At 68.3% G+C, this 20,929-nt stretch carries 19 protein-coding genes and 1 pseudogene; 16 read left to right on the top strand and 4 right to left on the bottom strand.

Features of this window, described 5'->3' with window-relative positions:
- On the bottom strand, positions 1–559 hold a 559-nt coding region (locus tag EX88_RS27500), incomplete at its 3' end, for a pentapeptide repeat-containing protein (protein WP_430536920.1).
- Between the two features lie 248 nt (positions 560–807).
- On the opposite strand from EX88_RS27500, the pseudogene EX88_RS24000 reads away from it, so the two are divergent.
- From EX88_RS24000 to EX88_RS0118985, 4 genes and pseudogenes are all read left to right on the top strand, one after another.
- Positions 808–3,198: pseudogene (locus EX88_RS24000) on the top strand (response regulator); the annotation flags it as partial.
- Positions 3,191–4,933 (top strand): chemotaxis protein CheB, encoded by a 1,743-nt coding sequence (locus EX88_RS24795; RefSeq protein WP_081931223.1) that lies wholly within the window; start codon positions 3,191–3,193, stop codon positions 4,931–4,933. The pseudogene EX88_RS24000 and the gene EX88_RS24795, both read left to right, overlap by 8 nt.
- A gap of 133 nt (positions 4,934–5,066) precedes the next feature.
- The gene (locus tag EX88_RS0118980; protein ID WP_051885304.1) at positions 5,067–5,576 is read left to right on the top strand and encodes a chemotaxis protein CheW; all 510 of its coding nucleotides are present in this window, start codon (positions 5,067–5,069) and stop codon (positions 5,574–5,576) included.
- On the top strand, positions 5,573–6,712 hold the full coding sequence (locus EX88_RS0118985) for an acyltransferase family protein (protein WP_268745611.1): 1,140 nt from the start codon (positions 5,573–5,575) through the stop codon (positions 6,710–6,712). Before EX88_RS0118980 ends, EX88_RS0118985 begins: the two co-directional genes overlap by 4 nt.
- A 207-nt stretch (positions 6,713–6,919) precedes the next feature.
- On the opposite strand, the gene EX88_RS0118990 is transcribed toward EX88_RS0118985, so the two are convergent.
- Positions 6,920–7,657, bottom strand: coding sequence for a 16S rRNA (uracil(1498)-N(3))-methyltransferase (locus EX88_RS0118990; protein ID WP_031373568.1), 738 nt, complete (start codon positions 7,655–7,657; stop codon positions 6,920–6,922).
- On the bottom strand, positions 7,648–9,048 hold the full coding sequence (bioA, locus tag EX88_RS0118995) for an adenosylmethionine--8-amino-7-oxononanoate transaminase (protein ID WP_235186350.1): 1,401 nt from the start codon (positions 9,046–9,048) through the stop codon (positions 7,648–7,650). The genes EX88_RS0118990 and bioA overlap by 10 nt, the downstream gene beginning before the upstream one ends.
- 77 nt (positions 9,049–9,125) lie before the next feature.
- Here bioA and nudE point away from each other — a divergent pair, with 77 nt between their 5' ends.
- From nudE to EX88_RS0119025, 6 genes are all read left to right on the top strand, one after another.
- The gene (gene nudE / locus EX88_RS0119000) at positions 9,126–9,695 is read left to right on the top strand and encodes an ADP compounds hydrolase NudE (protein WP_031373570.1); all 570 of its coding nucleotides are present in this window, start codon (positions 9,126–9,128) and stop codon (positions 9,693–9,695) included.
- Positions 9,692–10,531, top strand: coding sequence for a 3'(2'),5'-bisphosphate nucleotidase CysQ (gene cysQ / locus EX88_RS0119005; RefSeq protein WP_051885305.1), 840 nt, complete (start codon positions 9,692–9,694; stop codon positions 10,529–10,531). The genes nudE and cysQ overlap by 4 nt, the downstream gene beginning before the upstream one ends.
- Positions 10,524–11,363, top strand: coding sequence for a nucleoside triphosphate pyrophosphohydrolase (gene mazG / locus EX88_RS0119010; protein WP_081931225.1), 840 nt, complete (start codon positions 10,524–10,526; stop codon positions 11,361–11,363). The genes cysQ and mazG overlap by 8 nt, the downstream gene beginning before the upstream one ends.
- Before the next feature lie 90 nt (positions 11,364–11,453).
- Positions 11,454–12,101 (top strand): hypothetical protein, encoded by a 648-nt coding sequence (locus EX88_RS0119015; RefSeq protein ID WP_152566362.1) that lies wholly within the window; start codon positions 11,454–11,456, stop codon positions 12,099–12,101.
- Between the two features lie 32 nt (positions 12,102–12,133).
- Positions 12,134–12,439 (top strand): DUF962 domain-containing protein, encoded by a 306-nt coding sequence (locus EX88_RS0119020; RefSeq protein ID WP_031373574.1) that lies wholly within the window; start codon positions 12,134–12,136, stop codon positions 12,437–12,439.
- A gap of 91 nt (positions 12,440–12,530) precedes the next feature.
- Entirely contained in the window at positions 12,531–13,121 is a 591-nt protein-coding gene (locus tag EX88_RS0119025) for a hypothetical protein (RefSeq protein ID WP_152566363.1), read from the top strand.
- A 47-nt stretch (positions 13,122–13,168) separates the two neighbouring features.
- Here the strand turns inward: EX88_RS0119025 and EX88_RS0119030 are convergent, their stop codons facing one another.
- Positions 13,169–13,510, bottom strand: coding sequence for a DMT family protein (locus tag EX88_RS0119030; RefSeq protein WP_031373576.1), 342 nt, complete (start codon positions 13,508–13,510; stop codon positions 13,169–13,171).
- Positions 13,511–13,616: 106 nt separating this feature from the next.
- Here EX88_RS0119030 and EX88_RS0119035 point away from each other — a divergent pair, with 106 nt between their 5' ends.
- The 6 genes from EX88_RS0119035 to EX88_RS0119060 all read left to right on the top strand — a co-directional run bounded on the left by EX88_RS0119035 (position 13,617) and on the right by EX88_RS0119060 (position 20,677).
- Positions 13,617–14,327, top strand: a complete 711-nt coding sequence (locus tag EX88_RS0119035) for a response regulator transcription factor (RefSeq protein WP_031373577.1) — start codon at positions 13,617–13,619, stop codon at positions 14,325–14,327.
- Positions 14,328–14,339: 12 nt separating this feature from the next.
- Positions 14,340–15,668, top strand: coding sequence for a sensor histidine kinase (locus EX88_RS0119040; protein ID WP_051885307.1), 1,329 nt, complete (start codon positions 14,340–14,342; stop codon positions 15,666–15,668).
- A 198-nt stretch (positions 15,669–15,866) separates the two neighbouring features.
- Positions 15,867–17,444: an efflux RND transporter periplasmic adaptor subunit gene (locus tag EX88_RS0119045; RefSeq protein ID WP_081931227.1), complete on the top strand. Its 1,578-nt coding sequence runs from the start codon at positions 15,867–15,869 to the stop codon at positions 17,442–17,444.
- Entirely contained in the window at positions 17,441–18,151 is a 711-nt protein-coding gene (locus EX88_RS0119050) for an ABC transporter ATP-binding protein (RefSeq protein WP_031373580.1), read from the top strand. Before EX88_RS0119045 ends, EX88_RS0119050 begins: the two co-directional genes overlap by 4 nt.
- Complete coding sequence (locus EX88_RS0119055) at positions 18,148–19,386, top strand: ABC transporter permease (protein WP_031373581.1); 1,239 nt, start codon at positions 18,148–18,150, stop codon at positions 19,384–19,386. Before EX88_RS0119050 ends, EX88_RS0119055 begins: the two co-directional genes overlap by 4 nt.
- Before the next feature lie 85 nt (positions 19,387–19,471).
- Complete coding sequence (locus EX88_RS0119060) at positions 19,472–20,677, top strand: hypothetical protein (protein WP_031373582.1); 1,206 nt, start codon at positions 19,472–19,474, stop codon at positions 20,675–20,677.
- Positions 20,678–20,929: the final 252 nt, after the last annotated feature.

Raw genomic sequence — 20,929 nt, forward strand, 5'->3', positions numbered from 1 at the left:
GAACAGGCCGAAGCCGAGCGCCTCGAAGCCGAGCGTCTGGCCGCCGAGCAAGCCGAGGCCGAGCGCATCGCTGCGGAAAAAGCCGAAGCCGAACGCCTGGCCGAGGAAGAACGTCTCGAATACGAGCGTCTCGAAGCCGAATACGCCGCCGAAGCTCAGCGCGCCGAGCAGGCACGCCTGGAAGCCGAGCAGGCCGAAGCGGCCCGCCTCGAAGCCGAGCGTATCGCGGCCGAGCAGACCGAAGCCGAGCGCCTGGAAGCCGAGCGCATCGCCGCCGAACAAGCCGAAGCCGAACGCCTTGCTGCGGAGCAGGCCGAAGCAGAGCGCCTCGAAGCCGAACGCCTTGCAGCCGAGCAAGCCGAAGCCGAGCGCCTCGAAGCCGAACGCCTTGCCGCCGAGCAGGCCGAAGCCGAACGCCTCGAAGCCGAACGCCTCGCCGCCGAGCAGGCCGAGGCCGAACGCCTCGAAGCCGAACGCATTGCCGCCGAGCAAGCCGAAGCCGAGCGTCTCGAATACGAACGCCTGGAAGCCGAGTACGCCGAAGCCGAACGCCTCGCACGCGAGCAGGTCGAAGCCGAAGCTCAGGCCGATGCCGAACAGCCGGCGACCGATCTGGCCCAGGTCCGTCTCGACGACCGCGGCACCGACAGCGAAGCCGCGGCCAACGACAACGACGAAGCGTCGAGCGCCGAGGTCGAGCGTCCGGCCGCAGCGCTGGCGGCGGGCGCAAGCACGGCCGTGCAGACCGGCATCGCCGCCGGCGTGCCGGCCGCGCTGGCCGCGATTTTCGCGCATGCCTCCAACGCTAATCCCGATCCGGAAGAAGCGCTCGATGTGAGCGAACTCGATCCCGAACTCGTCGACATCTTCGTCGAAGAGGGCGGCGACCTGCTCGACCACTCCGACGGTCTGCTCGCGCAGTTGCGCGAGACGCCGAGCGAGCGCGAGCCCTTGGTCGGGCTGCAACGCGATCTGCATACGCTCAAGGGCGGTGCGCGCATGGCCGGCATCATGGCCGTGGGCGAACTCGGCCACGTCATGGAGTCGCTGCTCGAAGCGGTCGTCGACCATCGCACCGAACTCGGTCGCGACGGTCTGGTCCTGCTCGAACGCGGTTTCGACCGCCTGCACGCCATGGTCACCCGCGTCGGCACCGGTCGCGCGATCGCGATGCCGGAAGCGCTGATCTCGGTGTTCGAAGCGCGCTGGCGCGGCGAGGCGATGCCGAGCTTCGCCGGTCTGGAGCCGGCCGAAGCCGCGCAGCCGCAAGCGCAGGCGCAGCCGGTCGCGGCCGATCACGACGGCCTCAAGCCGCTGTCCGCGCCGATCGTCGACGCGCCGCTGGGCGACGAAGACGAGATCGGCGTGCGGGCGCCGCAGGAACAGGTGCGTATCCGCGCCGACCTGCTCGACCGCCTAGTCAACTACGCCGGCGAAGTCGCGATCTATCGCGCGCGCCTGGAGCAGCAGTTGGGTGCGTTCCGCGGCGCCATCGCGGAAATGGCGCAGACCAACCTGCGTATGCGCGACCAGTTGCGCCGTCTGGAAATCGAGACCGAAGCGCAGATCATCGCGCGCTACCAGCGCGAGGGCGATTCGGGCGACCAGTCGTTCGATCCGCTGGAACTCGACCGCTTCTCGACCCTGCAACAGCTGTCGCGCGCGCTGACCGAATCGGCGGCCGACCAGAACAGCCTGCAGAACACCCTCGACGACCTGACCCGTCAGTACGAAACCCTGCTGCTGCAGCAGTCGCGAGTCAGTTCGGAGTTGCAGGAAGGCCTCATGCGCACGCGCATGGTGCCGTTCGACACCCTGTTGCCGCGTCTGCGCCGCGTGGTCCGCCAGGCCTCGAGCGAACTGGGCAAGCAGGTCACGCTCAAGCTCGAAGGCACCCAGGGCGAACTCGACCGCAACGTGCTCGAGCGCATGACCGCGCCGCTGGAGCACATGCTCCGCAACGCCGTCGCGCACGGCCTGGAACGTCCCGAACAGCGTCGCGCCGCCGGTAAGCCGGACGAAGGCACGGTGCGCATCGCGGTGCGCCGCGAAGGTTCGGAAGTCGTGCTGGAAGTGGCCGACGACGGCGCCGGTCTCGACCGTGCGGCGATCCGTCGCCGCGGCGAAGAACGCGGCCTGGTGCGTGCCGACGCGGTCATCGCCGAAGCCGACCTGGACTCGCTGATCCTCGAGCCGGGCTTCTCCACCGCCGACGAAGTCAGCCGCCTCGCCGGTCGCGGCGTCGGCATGGACGTGGTCGCCAGCGAAGTGCGCCAGCTCGGCGGCACCTTGGACATCCACTCGCGTCCCGGCCACGGCGTCCACTTCACCCTGCGCCTGCCGCAGACGCTCGCGGTCACCCAGGCGGTGTTCGTGCGCATCGGCGACATCACCTTCGCCGTGCCGATCGCTTCGGTGCGCGGCGTCGGCCGCCTGTCGCGCGAGCTGCTCGACGCGGGCGAGGCCAACTACCGTTACGGCGGCGAAGACTATGTCGTCCACGACCTCGGCACCCTGATCGGCCATGCGCCGGCCAAGGCCGAAGGCCAGTTGCAGATGCCCTTGCTGCTGATCCGCTCCGGCGATCTGCGCGCCGCCATCACCATCGACCAGGTCATCGGCAACCGCGAAATCGTGGTCAAGCCGGTCGGCCCGCAGGTGGCGTCGGTGCCCGGCATCTTCGGCGCGACCATCATGGGCGACGGCCGCGTGGTGGTGATCCTCGACGTCGCGCCGTTGGTGCGCCGCCGTACCGCGCAGTTGCTCGACTTCGCCCAGGTGGTGGAGCCGCCGCCGGCCCCGGCGGAAACCCGCCGCGTGCCGCTGGTGATGGTGGTCGACGACTCGGTGACGATGCGCAAGGTCACCGGACGCGTGCTCGAACGCCACAACTTCGAGGTCATTACCGCGAAGGACGGCATCGACGCGCTCGAACGCATGGCCGAGCGCGTGCCCGACCTGATGCTGCTCGACATTGAAATGCCGCGCATGGACGGCTACGAGCTGGCCACCCAGATGAAGGCCGACGCGCGCATGCGCGAAGTGCCGATCGTGATGATCACCTCGCGTACCGGCGAGAAGCATCGCCAGCGTGCGTTCGAGATCGGTGTCGAGCGTTATCTCGGCAAGCCTTATCAGGAGCTTGAATTGATCCGCAACGTGTTCGAACTGCTTGGAATCGCGCGTCATCATGGCTGAAGCAGAACGTCGCGTAGCGTTGTTGGCGCGGGCCGGCGTGGCCTGCGACCGTTTGCGTAGCGCGCTCGGCGATGCCGGCGCGAACCTGGTGTTGGTGGGCGATCCGACCGCGTTGGAACCGGCTGCGCTCGACGCTGCCGATCCGGACGTGGTCGTGGTCGTGCTCGACCCGGCCACCGAGGACGCGCTGGACCGTTTCGAGAACCTGCTGGTCGATCCCTCGATCGAGGTGATCTTCGAGGAAGCCGAACTGACGGTGTCGCGCGAGGGCTGGGACGAAGCGCGTTGGGCGCGCCATCTCAGCGCCAAGCTGCACCGCCACGACGACGTGTTGCCGCCGGGCCGCGAGCCCGAGCCGGAACCCGATCCGATGCTGATCTCGACCGGGTTCGAGCGTCCGTTCGCGGCGGGATCGCCGTTGGCGCAGGAGCCGGTCGGGTTCGACCCGGCTTCGGCCGAGGCCTCGCTGGACCCGCTGTCGTTCGTCGCCGCCGAACAGATCGGCGAACTGGCGCGGGTCGCACCGTCGCCGCCGCCGGCCGAAGACCGTATCGAATTCATCACCGCCGAAGCGATGGCCGAGGACGGCGCCGAACAGCTCGAAGCCGAAGAAATCATCGCCACCGAAGCGGTCGCCGCCGACGATTTCGACATCGGCCACCTGACCTTGGAAGCGGTCGACAGCCAGGACGAGGTTCCGGGCAACGCCGCGCCGTATTCGCAGACGCTCGGCGAGTGGGTGGAGCCGGCCGCGGCCCATGCCGACGTGCCCGCGCTCGACGAAACCGGGCTGGGCGATCTCGAAGTGTGGCGCGCGCCGCCGCAGGACCAGGTCCGCGAGCTGATCGACTTCGACAGCGCCTTCGCGATCCAGGACGACCAGTCCGGGCCCGAATCCGCATCGACGGTCGCGCCGCTCGATTTCGACGACGGCCGCAACGAACGCGCCGCGGCCGAAGCGCGTAACTTCGAGAGCGACTTCGAGTTCGACTTGAACGAAGACCTGCAAGCGGCGCCGAAAGCGCCGTTGCCGCCGGCGCCTGCCGTGCCGGACTGGTCGTTCAGCGACGAGGCCAGCCTGGTCAGCGCGGCGACCGGTCAAAGCGGCGCGCATGGCAACGCAGGCGTGGGCAAGCACGATCTCGACGAGATCGAGCGTCGTATTTCCGGCCTGGAACTGGTCGACGACAGCCTGCCGGCCTCGACGCGCAATGGCGCCGTGCTCGTGCTCGCCGGCATCGGCGGACCCGATGCGGTGCGCCAGTTGCTCGGCGCGTTGCCGGAGAATTTCGGCCGGCCGGTGCTGGTGCAACAGCGTCTCGACGGCGGCCGCTACGACAAGCTGGTCGCTCAGATGCAGCGCGCCACCTCGGTGCTGGTCAAGCTCGCCGAACCCGGCACGCGCACCATCGATGGGGTGATCTACATCCTGCCGGCGGGACTCGGCATCGACGTCAGCGACAGCGGCATCCAGTTCGTCGAAGGCGCCGAGGTGATCGACGCCTTGCCGGCTTCCGACAGCGCGGTGTTGCTGTTCAGCGGCGCCGACCCGGCCCAGGTCGATACGGCGATGAAGCTGTCCGCGCACGGCGCGTTGGTCGCCGGCCAGTCGCCCGACGGTTGCTACGACGCGGCCGCGGCCAGCGCGGCGATCGCGCGCGGCGCCGGCAGCGGACAGCCGGCCGATCTGGCCGCCAAGCTGGCCTCGCGCTGGTCCGTACAAAGCGCGATCTAAGGCCGCAAGCCAAGAGCCCGAACGCCGTCGCCGCGTGGCGACGGCACCGAATCCCGGATTCCGGCATCAAGGAATCCACCGCAGCAGATCCACCCGTTGAAGGCCGCGCAATCCGCGGCGAGGACGCGAAGCGATGTCGAACGAGAACCAGATCAGCGACGCAGCCCCTGAAGCCACCTCGCAAGCCGACATCCGCGGCGTGTTGATCCAGGTCGGCGGCGCACGACTGCTGCTGCCCAACGCGACCATCGCCGAGGTGTTGTCGTACGCGCCGCCGGCGCCGATCGAGGACGCGCCGCGCTGGCTGCTCGGCCAGATCCGTTGGCGCGGTTGGCATCTGCCGCTGGTCGCTTTCGGCGAACTGTCCGGGCTCGCCCGCGAGCAGGGCGGCCTGGGCAGCAAGGTCGTGGTGCTGAAGGCGCTCAGCGCCGCCTCGCGCCTGCCGTATTTCGCTTTGTTGACCCAGGGCTTCCCGCGCCTGGTCACGGTGTCGCGCGACAGCTTGTCGGTCGCCGGACGCGAAGGCGACGTGCTGCCGCACGCCGTGCAGGCGCGAGTACTGCTCAACGACGATCCGGCGCTGCTGCCCGATCTGGAAGCGCTGGAAGCGATGATCGGCGAAGCGCTCGCACAAGCGGCGTGAGTCCGGCGCCGCAGGCCGGCGGCGCGACGTCGCCGTCTGGCTCGTCATCCGGCCCGCGGTCGGCCGCGTCGGCGCCGAAACGCTACGCCTCGGTCGACGCCCTGCGCGGGCTCACCGTCGCGGCGATGCTGCTGGTCAACAACCCTGGCGATTGGGGCCATGTCTACGCGCCCTTGCTGCATTCGCAATGGCACGGGTTCACCCCGACCGACCTCGTATTCCCGATGTTCCTGTTCATCGTCGGCGTGTCGATCGCGCTGGCGCTGATGCCGCGCCGCGAACACGGTGTAGCCGCTGCGACCCTGCTGCGTCCGGCGTTGTGGCGCGCGGCGCGCATCGTCGGCCTCGGCCTGCTGCTGCATGTCTGCGCGATCTGGGCGTTCGGCCACGAGCACCTGCGTATACCCGGCGTGTTGCAGCGCATCGGCCTGTGTTTCGCCGCCGCGGCGCTGATCGCGTTGTATGTGCCGGCGCGGGTGCAATGGATCGCCTGGGGCGCGCTGTTGTTCGGCTATGCGGCTTTGCTCGCAGCCGGCGGCAGTTATGCACCCTTCGAGAACATCGCCAGTCGTTTCGACAGTGCGCTGTTCGGCGTCCACGTCTTTCAGATCGACCCGGCCAGCGGCCGCGGCCACGACCCCGAAGGCCTGGTGTCGACGCTCGGCGCGCTGGCGACGACCTTGCTCGGACTGCGCGCCGGCGATTGGTTGCGCCGCGGCAACCTGCGTGCGCTGTGGATAGCCGGCGCGGTCTGCCTGCTCGCCGGCTGGGTAGGGGCGTATTGGCAGCCGTTCAACAAGAACCTGTGGACCCCGGCCTACGTGCTGTGGAGCGGCGGCTTGTCGTGTTGGGTGCTGGCCGTGTTCCACGAACTGATCGACCGTCGCGGCTGGCCCGCGCTCGGACGCGCCTTCGGCGTCAACGCCATCGCCGCTTACGGCGGCTCGGCCTTGCTGCTGTACCTGCTGATGGGCATGGGATGGCTGCAACCGATCTACCGCCGCGGTTTCGCCGACTGGATGACGCCGCTGTTCGGGCCTTATCTGCCTTCGTTGGCGTTCGCGCTGGTCTTCGTCGCGTTGTGGTGGGGCGTGGTGCGCTGGCTGGACGCGCGGCGGATCTATTTCAAGATCTGAGTGTCGTTGCCGGGTTCGGGTGAGGCGGCAGCAACAGCAACAGCAACAGCAAATCCCTCGCATCTGCTGCGCAGGCGCGCCCCCTTTTAAAAGGGGCAATAGCACCGGCTCTAAGGCAGCAGCACCGTCGCGTCGTGCACTTCCCCCTTTGAAAGGGGGGGGCAGGGGGGATTTGCTTTTGCCTTTAAAGCGACAACGAGACGTCGCTCAAGCCAGATCGCCGAACTTCGCCTGCAAGGCCGCGATCGCCGCCAGGCCGGCGGTTTCGGTGCGCAGGATGCGCGGGCCCAGGCGCAGGCCCTGGAAGCCGGCATCGCGCAGTTGCTGCCGGTCGAGCGGCGACCAGCCGCCTTCCGGGCCGATCGCGAGCAGTACCGGTGCCTCGATCTCGACTGACAAGGTGGCGAAGGCGAGTTCGCCTTCCGGATCGAGGATCAGGCGCAGGCCGCCGGGCGGCAGCGCCGCCAGCGTCGCCGCCAAGGAACGCGGCGCCGAGACCTCGGGCACGCGCGCACGACCGCTCTGTTCGCAGGCCGACGCGACCACGCTGCGCCAATGCGCATGACGTTTCTCCGCGCGCGCTTCGTCGAGCTTGACCTCGCTGCGCTGCGACCACAACGGATGCACGGCGTGCGCGCCGAGCTCGGTGGCCTTCTGCAGGATCAGGTCCATCTTCTCGCCGCGGGCGATGCCTTGCAGCAGCACCAGGGGCAGCGGCGATTCGCGTTCGACCTCCTGCGCCGATTCGAGCGCCACCCGCACCTCGCGCTTGCCGAGCGCGACGATGCGGCCGTGGTAGTCGCGGCCGTCGCCGTTGAACAGCACGCAGGCGTCGCCGACCTCGTGGCGCAGCACGCGCGCCAGATGCGTGGCGGGGCCTTCGGGCAACGCGATCTCGCGACCGGCGGCGAGATCGGCATCGACATGGACTCGGGTCAGGCGCATGCGTCGGCCTCCCGCACGGCATGATCGATCGCCGCGCGCGTGGTGTCGGCGAGCAAGCCCAGGGCGTCCTCGTCGATCGAATAGGGCGGCATCCAGTACAGCACGTCGCCGAGCGGCCGCAGCAACACGCCGCGGTCGAGCGCGGCATGATACGCGTGCAGGCCGAAGCGGGCGGCCGGGGCGAACGGCGTGCGCTTGTCGCCGTTACGGGTCAGCTCGAAGGCGACGATCATGCCGGCCTGACGCACGTCGGCGACATGCGGGTGGTCGGCGAAATCGGCGGCGAGCCGGGCCATGCGCGCGCTGGTGACGCGGTTGCGGGCGACGATGTCGTCGTCGCGGAAAATATCCAGGCTGGCCAGCGCCGCCGCGCAGGCGAGCGGGTTGCCGGTGTAGCTGTGCGAGTGCAGGAAGGCGCGCTCGCGCGAGTCGTCGAGGAAACCGTCGTAGATCGATTGCGTGGTCAGCACCGCGGCCAGGGGCAGGGCGCCGCCGGTCAGGCCCTTCGACAGGCAGAGCAGGTCGGGCATGACCCCGGCCTGTTCGCTCGCGAACAAGGTGCCGGTGCGGCCGAAGCCGACCGCGATCTCGTCGGCGATCAGGAACACGCCGTGCTCGTCGCACAGCTCGCGCGCCAGCTTGAGATACAGCGGGTCGTGCATGCGCATGCCGCCGGCGCATTGCACGCGCGGCTCCAGGATCAGCGCGCAGACTTCATCTGCATGGCGTTCGAGCAGATGACGCAAAGCCGTCGCGGCCTGTTCGGCGCGCTCGGCCGGGGTTTGGCCGGGTTCGCACAGGTAGGCGTCGGGCGAGGGCGCGAACAGCGACTCGGCCAGCAGCGGTGCGTAGATGCGCCGGTACAGCGGAATGTCGCCGACCGCGAGGGCGCCGAGGGTTTCGCCGTGGTAGCCGTTCTCCAGGGCGATGAACTTGGTCCGGCCTTCGATGCCGCGGTTGCGGAACCAGTGGAAGGCCATCTTCAGGGCCACCTCGACCCCGGCCGAGCCGTTGTCGGCGTAGAACACCTTGCTCAGCGGCGCACGCCCGTCCTGGCGCGGCGCCAGCGCCAGCAGGCGCTCTGCGAGTTCGACCGCCGGCGCGTGCGAGCAGCCGGCCAGGATCACGTGTTCGAGGGTGCGCGCCTGGGTCGCGATGGCCTCGGCGATGCGCGGTTCGGCATGGCCGAACAGATTGGTCCACCAACTCGAGATCGCATCCAGATAGCGACGCCCGTCGCGGCCGATCAGCCACGGCCCTTGCCCGCTCGCGATCGGCAGCAAGGGCAGCGTATGGGGGTGTTCGCGCATCTGGGTGCAGGGGTGCCACAGCACCGCCAGGTCGCGTTCGCGCCAGGAGTCCGCCGCGTCGGCGCCCGGCTCTGTTAGCATCGTCGTGTCGTGAGTGATCTCTCGCATCCCCCTATTATCGTGCCTTTCCGCTCCCTGCTCACGCCCGGAGCCGCGCCATGACCCGACGGCTGCCGACCATTCATCACGTCACCGAGCACGAGGCCGGTCCGTACCGGCTGGAACGGCTCGATCTCGAGTTCTCCAACGGCGAACGCCGCCAGTACGAGCGCCTGCACGGGCGCGGCCACGGCGCGGTCGTGGTGGTGCCGATGATCGACGACGACACCGTGCTGCTGGTGCGCGAATACGCCGCCGGCGTGCACCGCTACGAGCTCGGCCTGGTCAAGGGCCGCATCGACGCTGGCGAAAGCCCGATCGAGGCCGCCGATCGCGAGCTCAAGGAAGAGGCCGGCTACGGTGCGCGTTCGTTGACCGTGCTGCGCTCGTTGACCCTGGCGCCCACCTACATGAGCCACCAGGCGCATCTGGTGCTGGCGCGCGATCTCTATCCCGAGCGCCTGCCCGGCGACGAACCCGAAGAGCTCGAAGTGGTGCCGTGGAAACTCGATGACCTGCACGAGTTGATCCTGCGCGAGGATTTTTCCGAAGGCCGCAGCATCGCCGCGCTGTTCATCGCCCGCGAATGGCTGCGCAACGGCGAGCCGCACCCGGAGCCGCAAGCATGAGCGCAGCCCCTGTGAAACCAGCCCTGCTCAGCCCGGAACAGATCGAAGGCGCGATCGCGATCGCCCGCGCCGCCGCGGCCGCGATCCTGACCGTCTACGACGGCGAGTTCGCGGTCGAACGCAAGGCCGACGCTTCGCCGGTCACCGCCGCCGACATGGCCGCGCACCACCTCATCGTCGACGGGCTGGCCCGCCTGACCCCGGACATCCCGGTGCTGTCGGAGGAATCCGCGCACGAGGTCAGTTTCGAGCAGCGTCGCGAATGGTCGCGCCTGTGGCTGGTCGACCCGCTCGACGGCACCCGCGAATTCGTCAAGCGCAACGGCGAGTTCTCGGTGAATCTGGCCCTGATCGACCACGGCGTGCCGGTGTTCGGCCTGATCCAGGCGCCGGTCGGTGGAGCGCTTTGGCATGCCCAGCGCGGCGGCCGCGCCTACCGCCGCGACGGCGACGACGAGCGCGAAGTACGGGTGCGCGCACCGGCGGCGCAGCCGCTGCGGGTCGCCGCGAGCCGCTCCTTCCACAGCGACCGCGCCGAACGGGCGATGGCGCGTCTGCAACGCGAAGCGCCCGGCGGCATCGACATGCTCAGCCTGGGTTCGTCGTTGAAATTCTGTCGGATCGCCGAGGGCGGTCTCGATCTGTACCCGCGTTTCGGCCCGACCAGCGAATGGGACACCGCCGCCGGCCAGTGCGTGCTCGAAGCCGCGGGCGGCGCCGTGTTCGACCCGCAAGGCCGGCCGTTCCGTTACAACCAGCGCGCCGGCATTCTCAACGGCGATTTCGTCGCTGTGGGCGACCTGGCTCTGCCGTGGAAGGAGTGGCTCGATGGCTGAAGTGCTGAACCTGCCGCCGGGTATCGCCGGGCTGTTGACGATCATGGCGCGCCTGCGCGATCGCGACAGCGGCTGCCCCTGGGACATCGAACAGGATTTCGCTTCGATCGCGCCGTACACGATCGAAGAAGCCTACGAAGTCGCCGACGCCATCGATCGCAAGGACTTGGTCTCGTTGAAGGACGAACTCGGCGATCTGCTGCTGCAGGTCGTGTTCCATGCGCGCATGGCCGAGGAACAGGGCGCGTTCGCTTTCGACGACGTGGTCGCGGCGATCAGCGACAAGATGGTGCGCCGTCATCCGCACGTGTTCGGCGACGCCAGCGTCGAGGACGTCGAGGCCCAGACCGTGGCCTGGGAAGAACAGAAGCGCCGCGAGCGCGAGGCGGCGGGCGAGGTCGACACCTCGGCGCTGGCCGGTATCGCCCGCGGCCTGCCCGAGTGGCAGCGTGCGGTGAAACTGCAAAAGCGCGCGGCCGCGGTCGGTTTCGACTGGCCCGACGTGAGCCCGGTGATCGCCAAGCTGCACGAGGAAATCGAGGAAGTCCGCGCCGAGTTCGCCGCGGTCGCCGCCGCGCCCGACGATGCGGCCGCACACGGCCGCCTCGAGGACGAGATCGGCGACGTGCTGTTCGTCTGCGCGAATCTGGCCCGCCACGGCAAGGTCGACGTCGGTGCCGCGCTGCGTCGTGCCAACCTCAAGTTCGAGCGCCGTTTCCGCGCGATGGAAACCCTGGCCGCGCAAGACGGTCTGGCCCTGGCGGAGTTGCCGCTGGAAGGCCAGGACGCGTACTGGGACAAGAGCAAGCGAGCCGAGCGCGGCGAATCCTGAGCGCGGCGTTCGCGCCCAGCGGCGCCCGATCTTGCGGCGCTGCGAGCGGCACGGCAGGATGCGTGCAGGATCGATAAGCGAGGGAACGCCATGAATCGTCGCATGCGCCGGTGGTCGCTGGCCTGTCTGTTAGCTGCATGTTTCTCGGTCGAAGCGGCGGAGCAGGAAAACCTGATCGTGTTCGTCGGCGAGAAGCTGTCGGTCGAGCAGTTCGGACCCGTACTGGGCAAGGACGTGCTCCTCATGGACGCCGCCTTCAAGGCGAAGTATCGGGTCGAGCAGCTCGTCTATGGCGAGTACGACGGAGATACGATTGAGTTCGAGGCCTACGACCATCACGGTGTGCCGCCGTTCTCGCGCTTTCCCCATGCCTTGTTGTTCGTATCGCGCGACGGCAACCGGCTTTACCATCAGAAATACCAGTATTACCCGGTGTTCAGGGCCCCGTCCGGCGCCTGGTTCGGTTGCGGACCGGTGGGCGAGCGCGATAGCGAGGATCGTCGCGGCATCGCCGAAGCCAGGCCGATACCATGGGACAGCGATGCCTACCATCCGCTGGAGCCTGGGTGGTCCAGCAAGGACCGGCGCAAGCTGTTTGCGCGCGAGCATTTCCGCATCGACGGCGACAAAGCGTATTGTCTGACCGGCAGCCCGGTGGACGAGTTGTTCGAGGTCAAGAAGCGCACCGTGCTGAAGGCGCGGGGCATGTTCGGCGGTGAGGCGAAGACCGCCGATTGAGCGGTGCGGGGCGATCAGGCGAGGACAGGGACATGGCGAACCGTTTTGCGAGTTTCCGCGAGTTCTATCCGTTCTATCTGAGCGAACACAGCAACCGCACCAGCCGGCGCCTGCATTTCATCGGCAGTTGCGGCGTGCTGGTGCTGCTCGCGCTGGCCTTGGCCCAAGGCCGGCCCTGGCTGCTGCTGGCGGCGCTGTTGTGCGGCTACGGTTTCGCCTGGGTCGGGCATTTCTTCTTCGAGAAGAATCGCCCGGCCACCTTCAAGCACCCGCTGTATTCCTTCGTCGGCGATTGGGTGATGTTCAAGGACATCCTGACCGGCAAGATCAAGTTCTGAGCGCCCGCCCGAACGCGCCCGAGAAAGAACCCCCAAAACAGCCGCGAAACCGACGAGTCGCGTCGGGTTCGCATCCATCAAGGAAGATATCTTGAATCTCAAGATCGCTGTGTGCGGCCTTATGTTGACTTACCTGTGGCCGGGCGTGGTGTCGGCGGCGCCCGCCGCACAGCCCGATGTGCCGATGCGCGTCTCCCCGTGGCTCAGCGAAAGCATGGACAGCAAGACCTGTCCCATCGTCCGCGTTTATCTGGCTGGGGCCGGATCGGCCGAGGGCGGTTCCGCAGTGGCGACGCTGTGGCGCAACCGCGGCGATCAAAACTCGGCGCTGGCGGCCTGGCCGGCGCTGCACCTGTCGGTGAACGGTCAAGCTTTTGCTTTGCGCCGCGAGGGCGCACATTCGGATATCGAAGCGCTGGGCCTGCAGCGGCAGCGCGGTCAGACCCTGCGTTGGTCCGATGCGGGCGAGAAGATTTCGGCGGAGCTGCGCCTGGGCGCGCCGAGCCTGTCGGTCGAGGAGGACGGGCGCTGGACCCGGCTGCCGGCGGCGCAGGCGGTGCAGGCGCGCGCGGCGATGGACGACGCCAGCACCCTTACCCGCTGGAAGGGCCATCTGACGGTGACTGTCCGTGGTCAGCGCTGGCAGCGAGAGGTCGAGGTCGAGTCCTTATGCGGGCCTTGATCGGGTCGCTGCGCCGCGCTCGATCCGCGAAGATCAATCCGGGAAGCTCAATCCAGGAAAATCAGCCAGGCCGCCACCACGATCAGGCCGAACCCGGCCCAGTGGTTCCACTTCAGCGGCTCGCCGAGGTACCAGGCCGAGAAGCCGGCGAACACCAGCAGGGTGATGACCTCTTGCATGCCCTTGAGCTGCGGCGCCGAGTACACCGCGCTGCCGAGACGGTTGGCGGGTACCTGCAGGCAGTACTCGAACAGGGCGATGCCCCAGCTGACCGCGATCGCGATCATCAACGGCGACGACTTGTATTTGAGATGGCCGTACCAGGCGAACGTCATGAAGATGTTCGAACCGAGCAAAAGCAGGATCGGGTAGAGGCGTTCGGCGAGCATCGGGGCGTTTCGTGACGGAGTGGGCGGTCAGCGTAACGAGGGTCTTCACGGGCCGTCCACCTTGGCGAGGGCAACCTTCACAAAACTGAAGGAATGGAGAGGCTGCATGCAGGGTACGAGAGACGGGGGGCTGGTCCTGATCGTCGAAGACAACCGCAATATCTCCGAAATGGTCGGCGAGTACCTCGAAAGCCGCGGCTTCGAGGTCGATTACGCGGCCGATGGTCTCGACGGTTACCGCCTTGCCACCGAGAACAGTTACGACGTGATCGTCCTGGACCTGATGCTGCCGCGCATGGACGGCATCGAGGTCTGCAAGAAGCTGCGCGAAGAGGCCCGCAAGTCCACGCCGGTGCTGATGCTGACCGCACGCGATACGCTCGACGAGAAGCTCACCGGTTTGAGCGCCGGCGCCGACGACTATCTGACCAAGCCTTTCGCGATCCAGGAACTGGAGGCGCGCCTGCGCGCCCTGATCCGGCGCGAGCGCCGCCAGGTCGGCGGCGAGGTGCTCAAGGTCGCCGACCTGGTGCTCGACCCGGCCAGCCTGCGGGTCACCCGAGGCGGCAGCGAACTGCAACTCTCGCCGATCGGCTTGCGCCTGTTGACCATCCTGATGCGCGAATCGCCGCGCGTGGTCAGCCGCCAGGAGATCGAGCGCGAGATCTGGGGCAACGGTTTGCCGGACTCCGACACCTTGCGCAGCCATCTGTACAACCTGCGCAAGACCATCGACAAGCCGTTCGACAAGCAGCTTTTGCATACCGTGCAGAGCGCCGGCTACCGGGTGGCAGACATCTCCCAGCCGCCGGACTGACCGGCCGCGATCATGCCGCAGGGGCTACCGCGCAAGATCAAGCTCGCGTTCATTCTGCAAGCCTTGATCGGCAGCATCGCGATCACGCTGGGCATCCTCCTGGCGGGACTCGCGGTGCGCCACGTGGTGCTGGAACAGCGCATGCAGCGCGAGGCCGACGACTACTGGGCCGGGCGCATCCGCGACCCCAACTATCCGTTGCCGCGCACCTCGACCACGCGCGGCCATTTCGTCCCGACCGGCGCCAGCGACTCGCTGCTGCCGATGGTGATCCGCGGGGTCGACTCGGGCCTGCACAACCTGCCCGGCGGCGGCCGGGTGGTGCTGGTGGACCGGCGCGAGCCCGGCACCTTCTACATGATCTACGCCACCGAGCTGATCGACGAGGCGATCCTCTACACCGGCCTGTTCTCGCTGCTGCTGTCGTTGCTGACGACGTATCTGATTTCCTGGCATACCTACCGCACTTCGAAGCGACTGGTCTCGCCGGTGAGCTGGCTGGCCAACGTGGTCTCGCAATGGGACCCGCGCGATCCCGACACGAGCCTGATCGAGCCGATCAAATTCCCCTACGACCCCGGCAGCGAAGTGCGCCGCTTGTCGAGTTCGCTCAGCGGCCTGGCCGAACGAGTCAGCGACTTCGTCGAGCGCGAGCGCGATTTCACCCGCGACGCCAGCCATGAACTGCGCACGCCGTTGACGGTGATCCGGGTCGCCACCGACCTGATGCTGGCCGACCCCGACACGCCCCTGCGTGCGCAACGCTCGTTGCTGCGCGTGCAACGCGCCGGGCGCGACATGGAGGCGGTGATCGACGCCTTCCTGATCCTGGCGCGCGAGTCCGACGTCGAGCCGCAGTCCGAAGATTTCCTGGTCCGCGACATCGTCGACAACGAGATGGAGCGGATCCTGCCGCTGCTCAACGGCAAACCGGTCGAGTTGCATCTTTACGACGAGGGGGGGCCGCGCCTGACCGCGCCGCCGCACGCTCTCGGGGTCATGGTCGGCAACCTGCTCAGCAATGCGGTGCGCTTCACCGACCAGGGCCGCATCGACGTGCGCCTGAGCCGCGACAGCATCGAGATCCGCGACACCGGCATCGGCATGTCGGTGGAAACCCTGACCAAGGCCTTCACCCCGTTCTACCGCGCCGACTTCTCGGTCGGCGACGGCAAGGGCATGGGCCTGTCGATCGTGCGCCGGCTCGGCGAACGCTTCGGCTGGCCGGTCACCCTGACCAGCGCGCCCGAGCAGGGCACCACCGCGGTGATCCGCTTCCGCCCCGGCAGCGCCACTCTGAGCACCCATATGCCGCCGCTGCCGCGCCGACCCGGCGCCTGAAGCCCAGCCGCCGGCTGCGACGCTTTCGCGCCCTGGCGAATCCCTGTGCAGAATCGCTTGCCGCCAAGCGCTCGCTTCGCCTGCACCGACCGTGGCGGAAACTGAACCGTTCGTGCCCGATGCGGTCAATGCAGCGAGCGCTGTCAACCGCATTCAGCCACGCGCGTTCGCGCCTTCATAGCCCACGATCCGAGTCCCATGAGCGCAGCCAAGCCGACCTCACCCGCGACGAACAACAACGGGCGCCGCAAATCGCCGTGGCCCAAGCGCATCGTCGCCGCGGCGGTGGCGCTGGCCGTGGCCGGCGGCGCCTGGACTTACTACCGTCAGCGCAATGCCGAGGACGCCGCGGGCGCCTATCGCACCGCCAAGGTCGAACGCGGCGACATCCGCGTCGCGATCTCGGCCACCGGCGCACTTTCGGCGATCTCGACCGTCGACGTCGGCAGCCAGATCTCCGGCCAGGTCACCGAGGTGCTGGCCGACTACAACGACCGCGTGACCAAGGGGCAGGTGATCGCGCGTATCGACCCGGCCACCTACGAAGCGCAGATCGCCCAGGGCTCGGCACAGGTCAGCAACGCCCGCGCCAGCCTCGCCACCGCGCAGGCGACCCTGCGCAATGCCGAGCTGGACTACCAGCGCAAGTCGGAACTGGCCAAGAACCAGCTCGTCGCGCGCAGCGACGCCGACCTGGCCCGCGCCGCGCGCGACCAGGCCCGCGCCCAGTTGGCCGGCGCCGAAGCCCAGATCAACCAGCAGATCGCCTCGACTCAGACTTCGCGCCTCAACCTGCAGCGCACGGTGATCCGCGCACCCGTGGACGGCGTGGTGCTGACGCGCAGCATCGAGCCCGGCCAGACCGTGGCCGCGAGCCTGCAATCGCCGGTGTTGTTCCAGATCGCCGAAGACCTGTCGAAGATGGAAATCGTGTTGGCCATCGACGAGGCCGACATCGGCCAGGTCAAGCCGGGCCAGAGCGTCAACTTCACCGTCGACTCGTTTCCCGATCGTCAGTTCCGCGGCGCCGTGCAGCAGGTGCGGTTGTCGGCGACCAACACCAGCAACGTCATCACCTATCCGGTCGTGGTTTCGGTCGACAACGTCGACGGCGTGCTGCTGCCGGGCATGACCGCCAACGCCGAGATCGAGGTCAGCCGCCGCGACGACGTGCTGCGGGTCAGCAATGCCGCGCTGCGCTACAAGCCGGCCGACGAAGCAGTCAGTGCGGGCGCCGCGAACGGTCCGGCCGGCGGCGCGCGCGGCGGCCTCAGCGGCGATCTGCCGCAGGTGGCCCAGGCGCTCAAGCTCGATACGAACCAACGGGCCGCGTTCGACGCCGCGCTGGAGCAGATGAAGCAACGCATGGCCGCGCGCACTGCGGCGCCGACTGCGGCCGCGCCGGGCGGCGGTGGCGGCGCGCCGATCATCATCGGCGGCGGGCGCGGCCCGGGCGGCGGTGGCGGCAACAACAACCGCGGCAACCGCAGCGGCGGCGCCGTCTCCGGCGCGGCGCGCCAGCGCATGCAAGAACGCTTCAACCAGCAGTTCGGCTCGTTCCGCTCCATGCTCGACGAGGCCCAGCGCAAGCAGTGGGATGCCGAGATCGCCAACCTGGTCACCGCGCGCCGCGTACCGCTGTACAAGCTGGTCAAGGGCGAGCCGGAACAGATCGTGGTCCGCGTCGGCGCCAGCGACGGCAGTTGGACCGAAGTCTCGGGCAACATCCAGGAAGGCGACGAGATCGTGGTCGGCAGCGGGCGCGGCACGAAATGAGCGGCGGCATCGCTGACGCCACCGCGGTCATCGAGACCCGCGCGCTCGGCAAGGTCTATTCGCCCGGCACCGAGGCCGAAGTGATCGCCCTGCACGGCGTCGAGATGTCGATCGCGCGCGGCGAGTTCGTCGCGATCATGGGGCCGTCGGGTTCGGGCAAGTCGACCCTGATGAACCTGATCGGCTGCCTCGACACGCCGACCAGCGGCGTGTATCTGTGCGACGGCATCGACGTCGCCAGCCTCGACGCCGAAGAACGTGCCATCCTGCGTCGCGACAAGATCGGTTTCGTGTTCCAGGGCTTCAACCTGTTGCCGCGCATGAGCGCGCTGGAGAACGTGGCGATGCCGATGGGCTATGCCAACGTGCCGCGCGACGAGCGCATGCTCCGCGCACAGCAGGCGCTCGACGCGGTCGGCCTCAGCGGCCGCGCCGGCCATCGGCCGAGCGAATTGTCCGGCGGCCAGCAGCAGCGCGTGGCGATCGCGCGCGCGCTGATCAACCGTCCGCCGATCCTGCTCGCCGACGAACCCACCGGCGCGCTCGACACCCGCACCGGCGAGGAGATCCTCGCCCTGTTCAAGCGTCTGCAGGCCGAGGATCACACCGTCGTGCTGATCACCCACGACCCGGACGTGGCTGCGCACGCCGACCGCACCTTCGTCATGCGCGACGGCGAACTGCACGTGCAGGAGGCCGGCGCATGAGTTTCATGGAAGTCCTGCGCACCGCCATCTTCGCCCTGCGCGGCAATTGGCTGCGCAGCGCGCTGACCTCGCTCGGCGTGATCATCGGCATCGCCGCAGTGATCGTGATGGTCTCGGTCGGCCAGGGCACGCAATCGGAAATCGACAAACTGGTTTCGGGGCTGGGTTCGAATCGGCTGGATATCAGTTCGGGCGGCGGCGGACGCGGCAGCGGCGGCGTGCGCCTGAGTTCCTCGAGTTTCTTCACCCTGACCGAGGCCGATGGCGAGGCGATCCGCAACGAAGTCTCGGAAGTGCAGTATGTGGCCGCCTCGTTGCGCGGCGGCACCCAGGCGGTCTACGCCGAAAACAATTGGTCGACGCAGTGGCAGGGCGTGCAGGCGGATTTCTTCGACATCAACGGCTGGACCATCGCCTCCGGCGCCAGCTTCGAGGCGCGCGACTACGGCAGCGGCGCCAAGTCGGTGATCCTCGGCGAAACCGTGCGGCGCGAACTGTTCGGCGACGAAGACGCGATCGGCCAGACCGTGCGTCTCGGGCGCGTGCCGTTCACCGTGGTGGGCACGCTCAAGCCGAAAGGGCAGGGCGGTTTCGGCCAGGACCAGGACGACGTGGTGTTGGTGCCGTTGGAAACCGGGCGCCGGCGATTGCTGGGCGCGATGGGCCTGCCGACCGGTGCGGTCATGCAGATCGCGGTCGGCGTCGGCCGCGCCGAGGACGTGGCCTATGCGCAAGAGGAAATCGAAGGCTTGCTGCGCCAGCGCCACAAGATCCAGCCCGGCGGCGACGACGACTTCAGCGTGCGCAACATCGCCGAGGTGGTTGCCACCCGCACCCAGACCACGCGTTTGATGTCCCTGCTGCTTGGCGCGGTGGCGACGATTTCGTTGATCGTCGGCGGCATCGGCATCATGAACATCATGCTGGTGTCGGTGACCGAGCGCATCCGCGAGATCGGCCTGCGCATGGCGGTCGGCGCCGGCCCCAGCGACATCCAGCGCCAGTTCCTGGCCGAGGCGATGCTGATCTCGCTGATCGGCGGTGCGCTGGGCATCGCCATCGGCGTGGTCGGCACGATCCTGGTCGGCAAGTTCGGCGCCCTGCCGATCGCCTTGAACGGGCAGATCATCGCCCTGGCGGCGGGCTTCTCGATCGCCACCGGCCTGTTCTTCGGCTATTACCCGGCGCGCAAGGCCTCGCAGCTCGACCCGATCGAAGCCTTGCGTCAGCAGTAGCGCGACCGACCGCGACCAACGGCACGGGCGCGCGCCGCCGTGCCGTGACAGCGTGGCCGGGTCGTCGGATCGGAGCGGAGCGCACATGAGCAAGTGGTGGTTGGCGGTGCTGTTGCTGTTGCCGTCGCAGGCATTCGGCGCGCAGGCGGCGCAGGCCGGCGCGACGCCGGCGGCGGTGATCGTGCTGGGCGTCGACCACGCCGCGCAATTGGTTTCCGAGCGCGACCAGCCGGCACTGCTGGACGCGTTCCTCGATCGCGCCAAGCCCGATGCGATCTGCATCGAGCGTGCGCCGGAAGCGTTCGCGCGCGGCGACTTCTACGAGTTCACCTACGAGGTACAGGACGTGGCGGTGCCGTTCGCGCGCCGGCACGGGATCGAGTTGTGCCCGATCGACTGGGAGCCGCCGGCGGAGGACCAGCGGCTTGGCTTCGGTCTGAGCCTGGACGCACCGCCGGAGCTGCGTCCGGCCAAGGGTTTCATGGGCTTTCTCGCCTTCGGCCAAGAAGCGTCGATGCGCGATTTCTTCCATGCCGACGACCCGGCCAAGCTGGCCAAAGTGGCGAGTTGGGCCGCGACCCCGGCCACCCGCGCCAAGCACGACCTGCCGCGCCGGCTCTATCTCTACCGCACCTATCTGCAGGCGCAGCGCATCGCCGCCGCGGCGCGTGCGCATCCGGGCGGCACGGTGGTGGTGGTCGTGGGCGAATTCCATAAGCACGATATCGAAGCGATCCTCAAGGACGAACCCGGCGTGCGCCTGGTGCAGCCGTCGTCGCTGGGCCGCCCCGATGCCAAGGCGATCGCGGCGCACGACCGCATCGAGTACCGCACCGCGATTGCGAGTTTCAACCTGCTCGGCCAGCAATCGGTAGCCGGTCCGGTGGATTACGGCTACGTCGGACGCGCGGTGGCGGCGCTGGAAGCCGCCGGCGCAACGCCGCAGGCGCGGCTGTTCCGGGTTCGCCTGGATCTGCTGCAAGGCCGGATCGAGCGCGGAGAGGCCATCGCGCGCTACCGCGCCATCGCCGCCGACGCCGGCGATGCGCGTTTCGCCTGGACCGGAGTCAAGGATGTCGCGCGCGTGGATTCCTGGTTCGACCCGTTCGGCAACCTCGACGTACGCCGCCGCGCCCTGCTGGAGGCGGCGCGGGAATCCTGGGCGGCCGGCGATGCGGCCGCTGCGAGCGAGTTGCTGGAGGCCTGCACCGAAGGGCTGAGCCTGCGGCAACGCGAGCAGTTGCGTGGCTATTGGCAGCGCGATGTGGCGGTGGCGAAATCCTCGCGATAGAAGTGGCGCAGATCCCGACGGTGAGTTCTCGTGTGGATGTTGGCTGCCCTCTTGTAGGAGCGGCGTAAGCCGCGACTCGTAGCCAAGTTGGCGTCGCATCTTTCATTCCGGCTGAAACCTTAGGCTGTGCCGTCGATATTCGATATTCGATGGCGGCGTTGTTGCTGTTGCTGTTGCTGTTGCTGTGCGTCGCCCAGCACTCGCGAAGGCAATCGAAGACCCGGAGGGCGGCCCGCATGGATGCGGGCCGTT

It is taken from the genome of Lysobacter antibioticus, assembly GCF_000731095.1.
GTDB lineage: Bacteria > Pseudomonadota > Gammaproteobacteria > Xanthomonadales > Xanthomonadaceae > Lysobacter > Lysobacter antibioticus_B.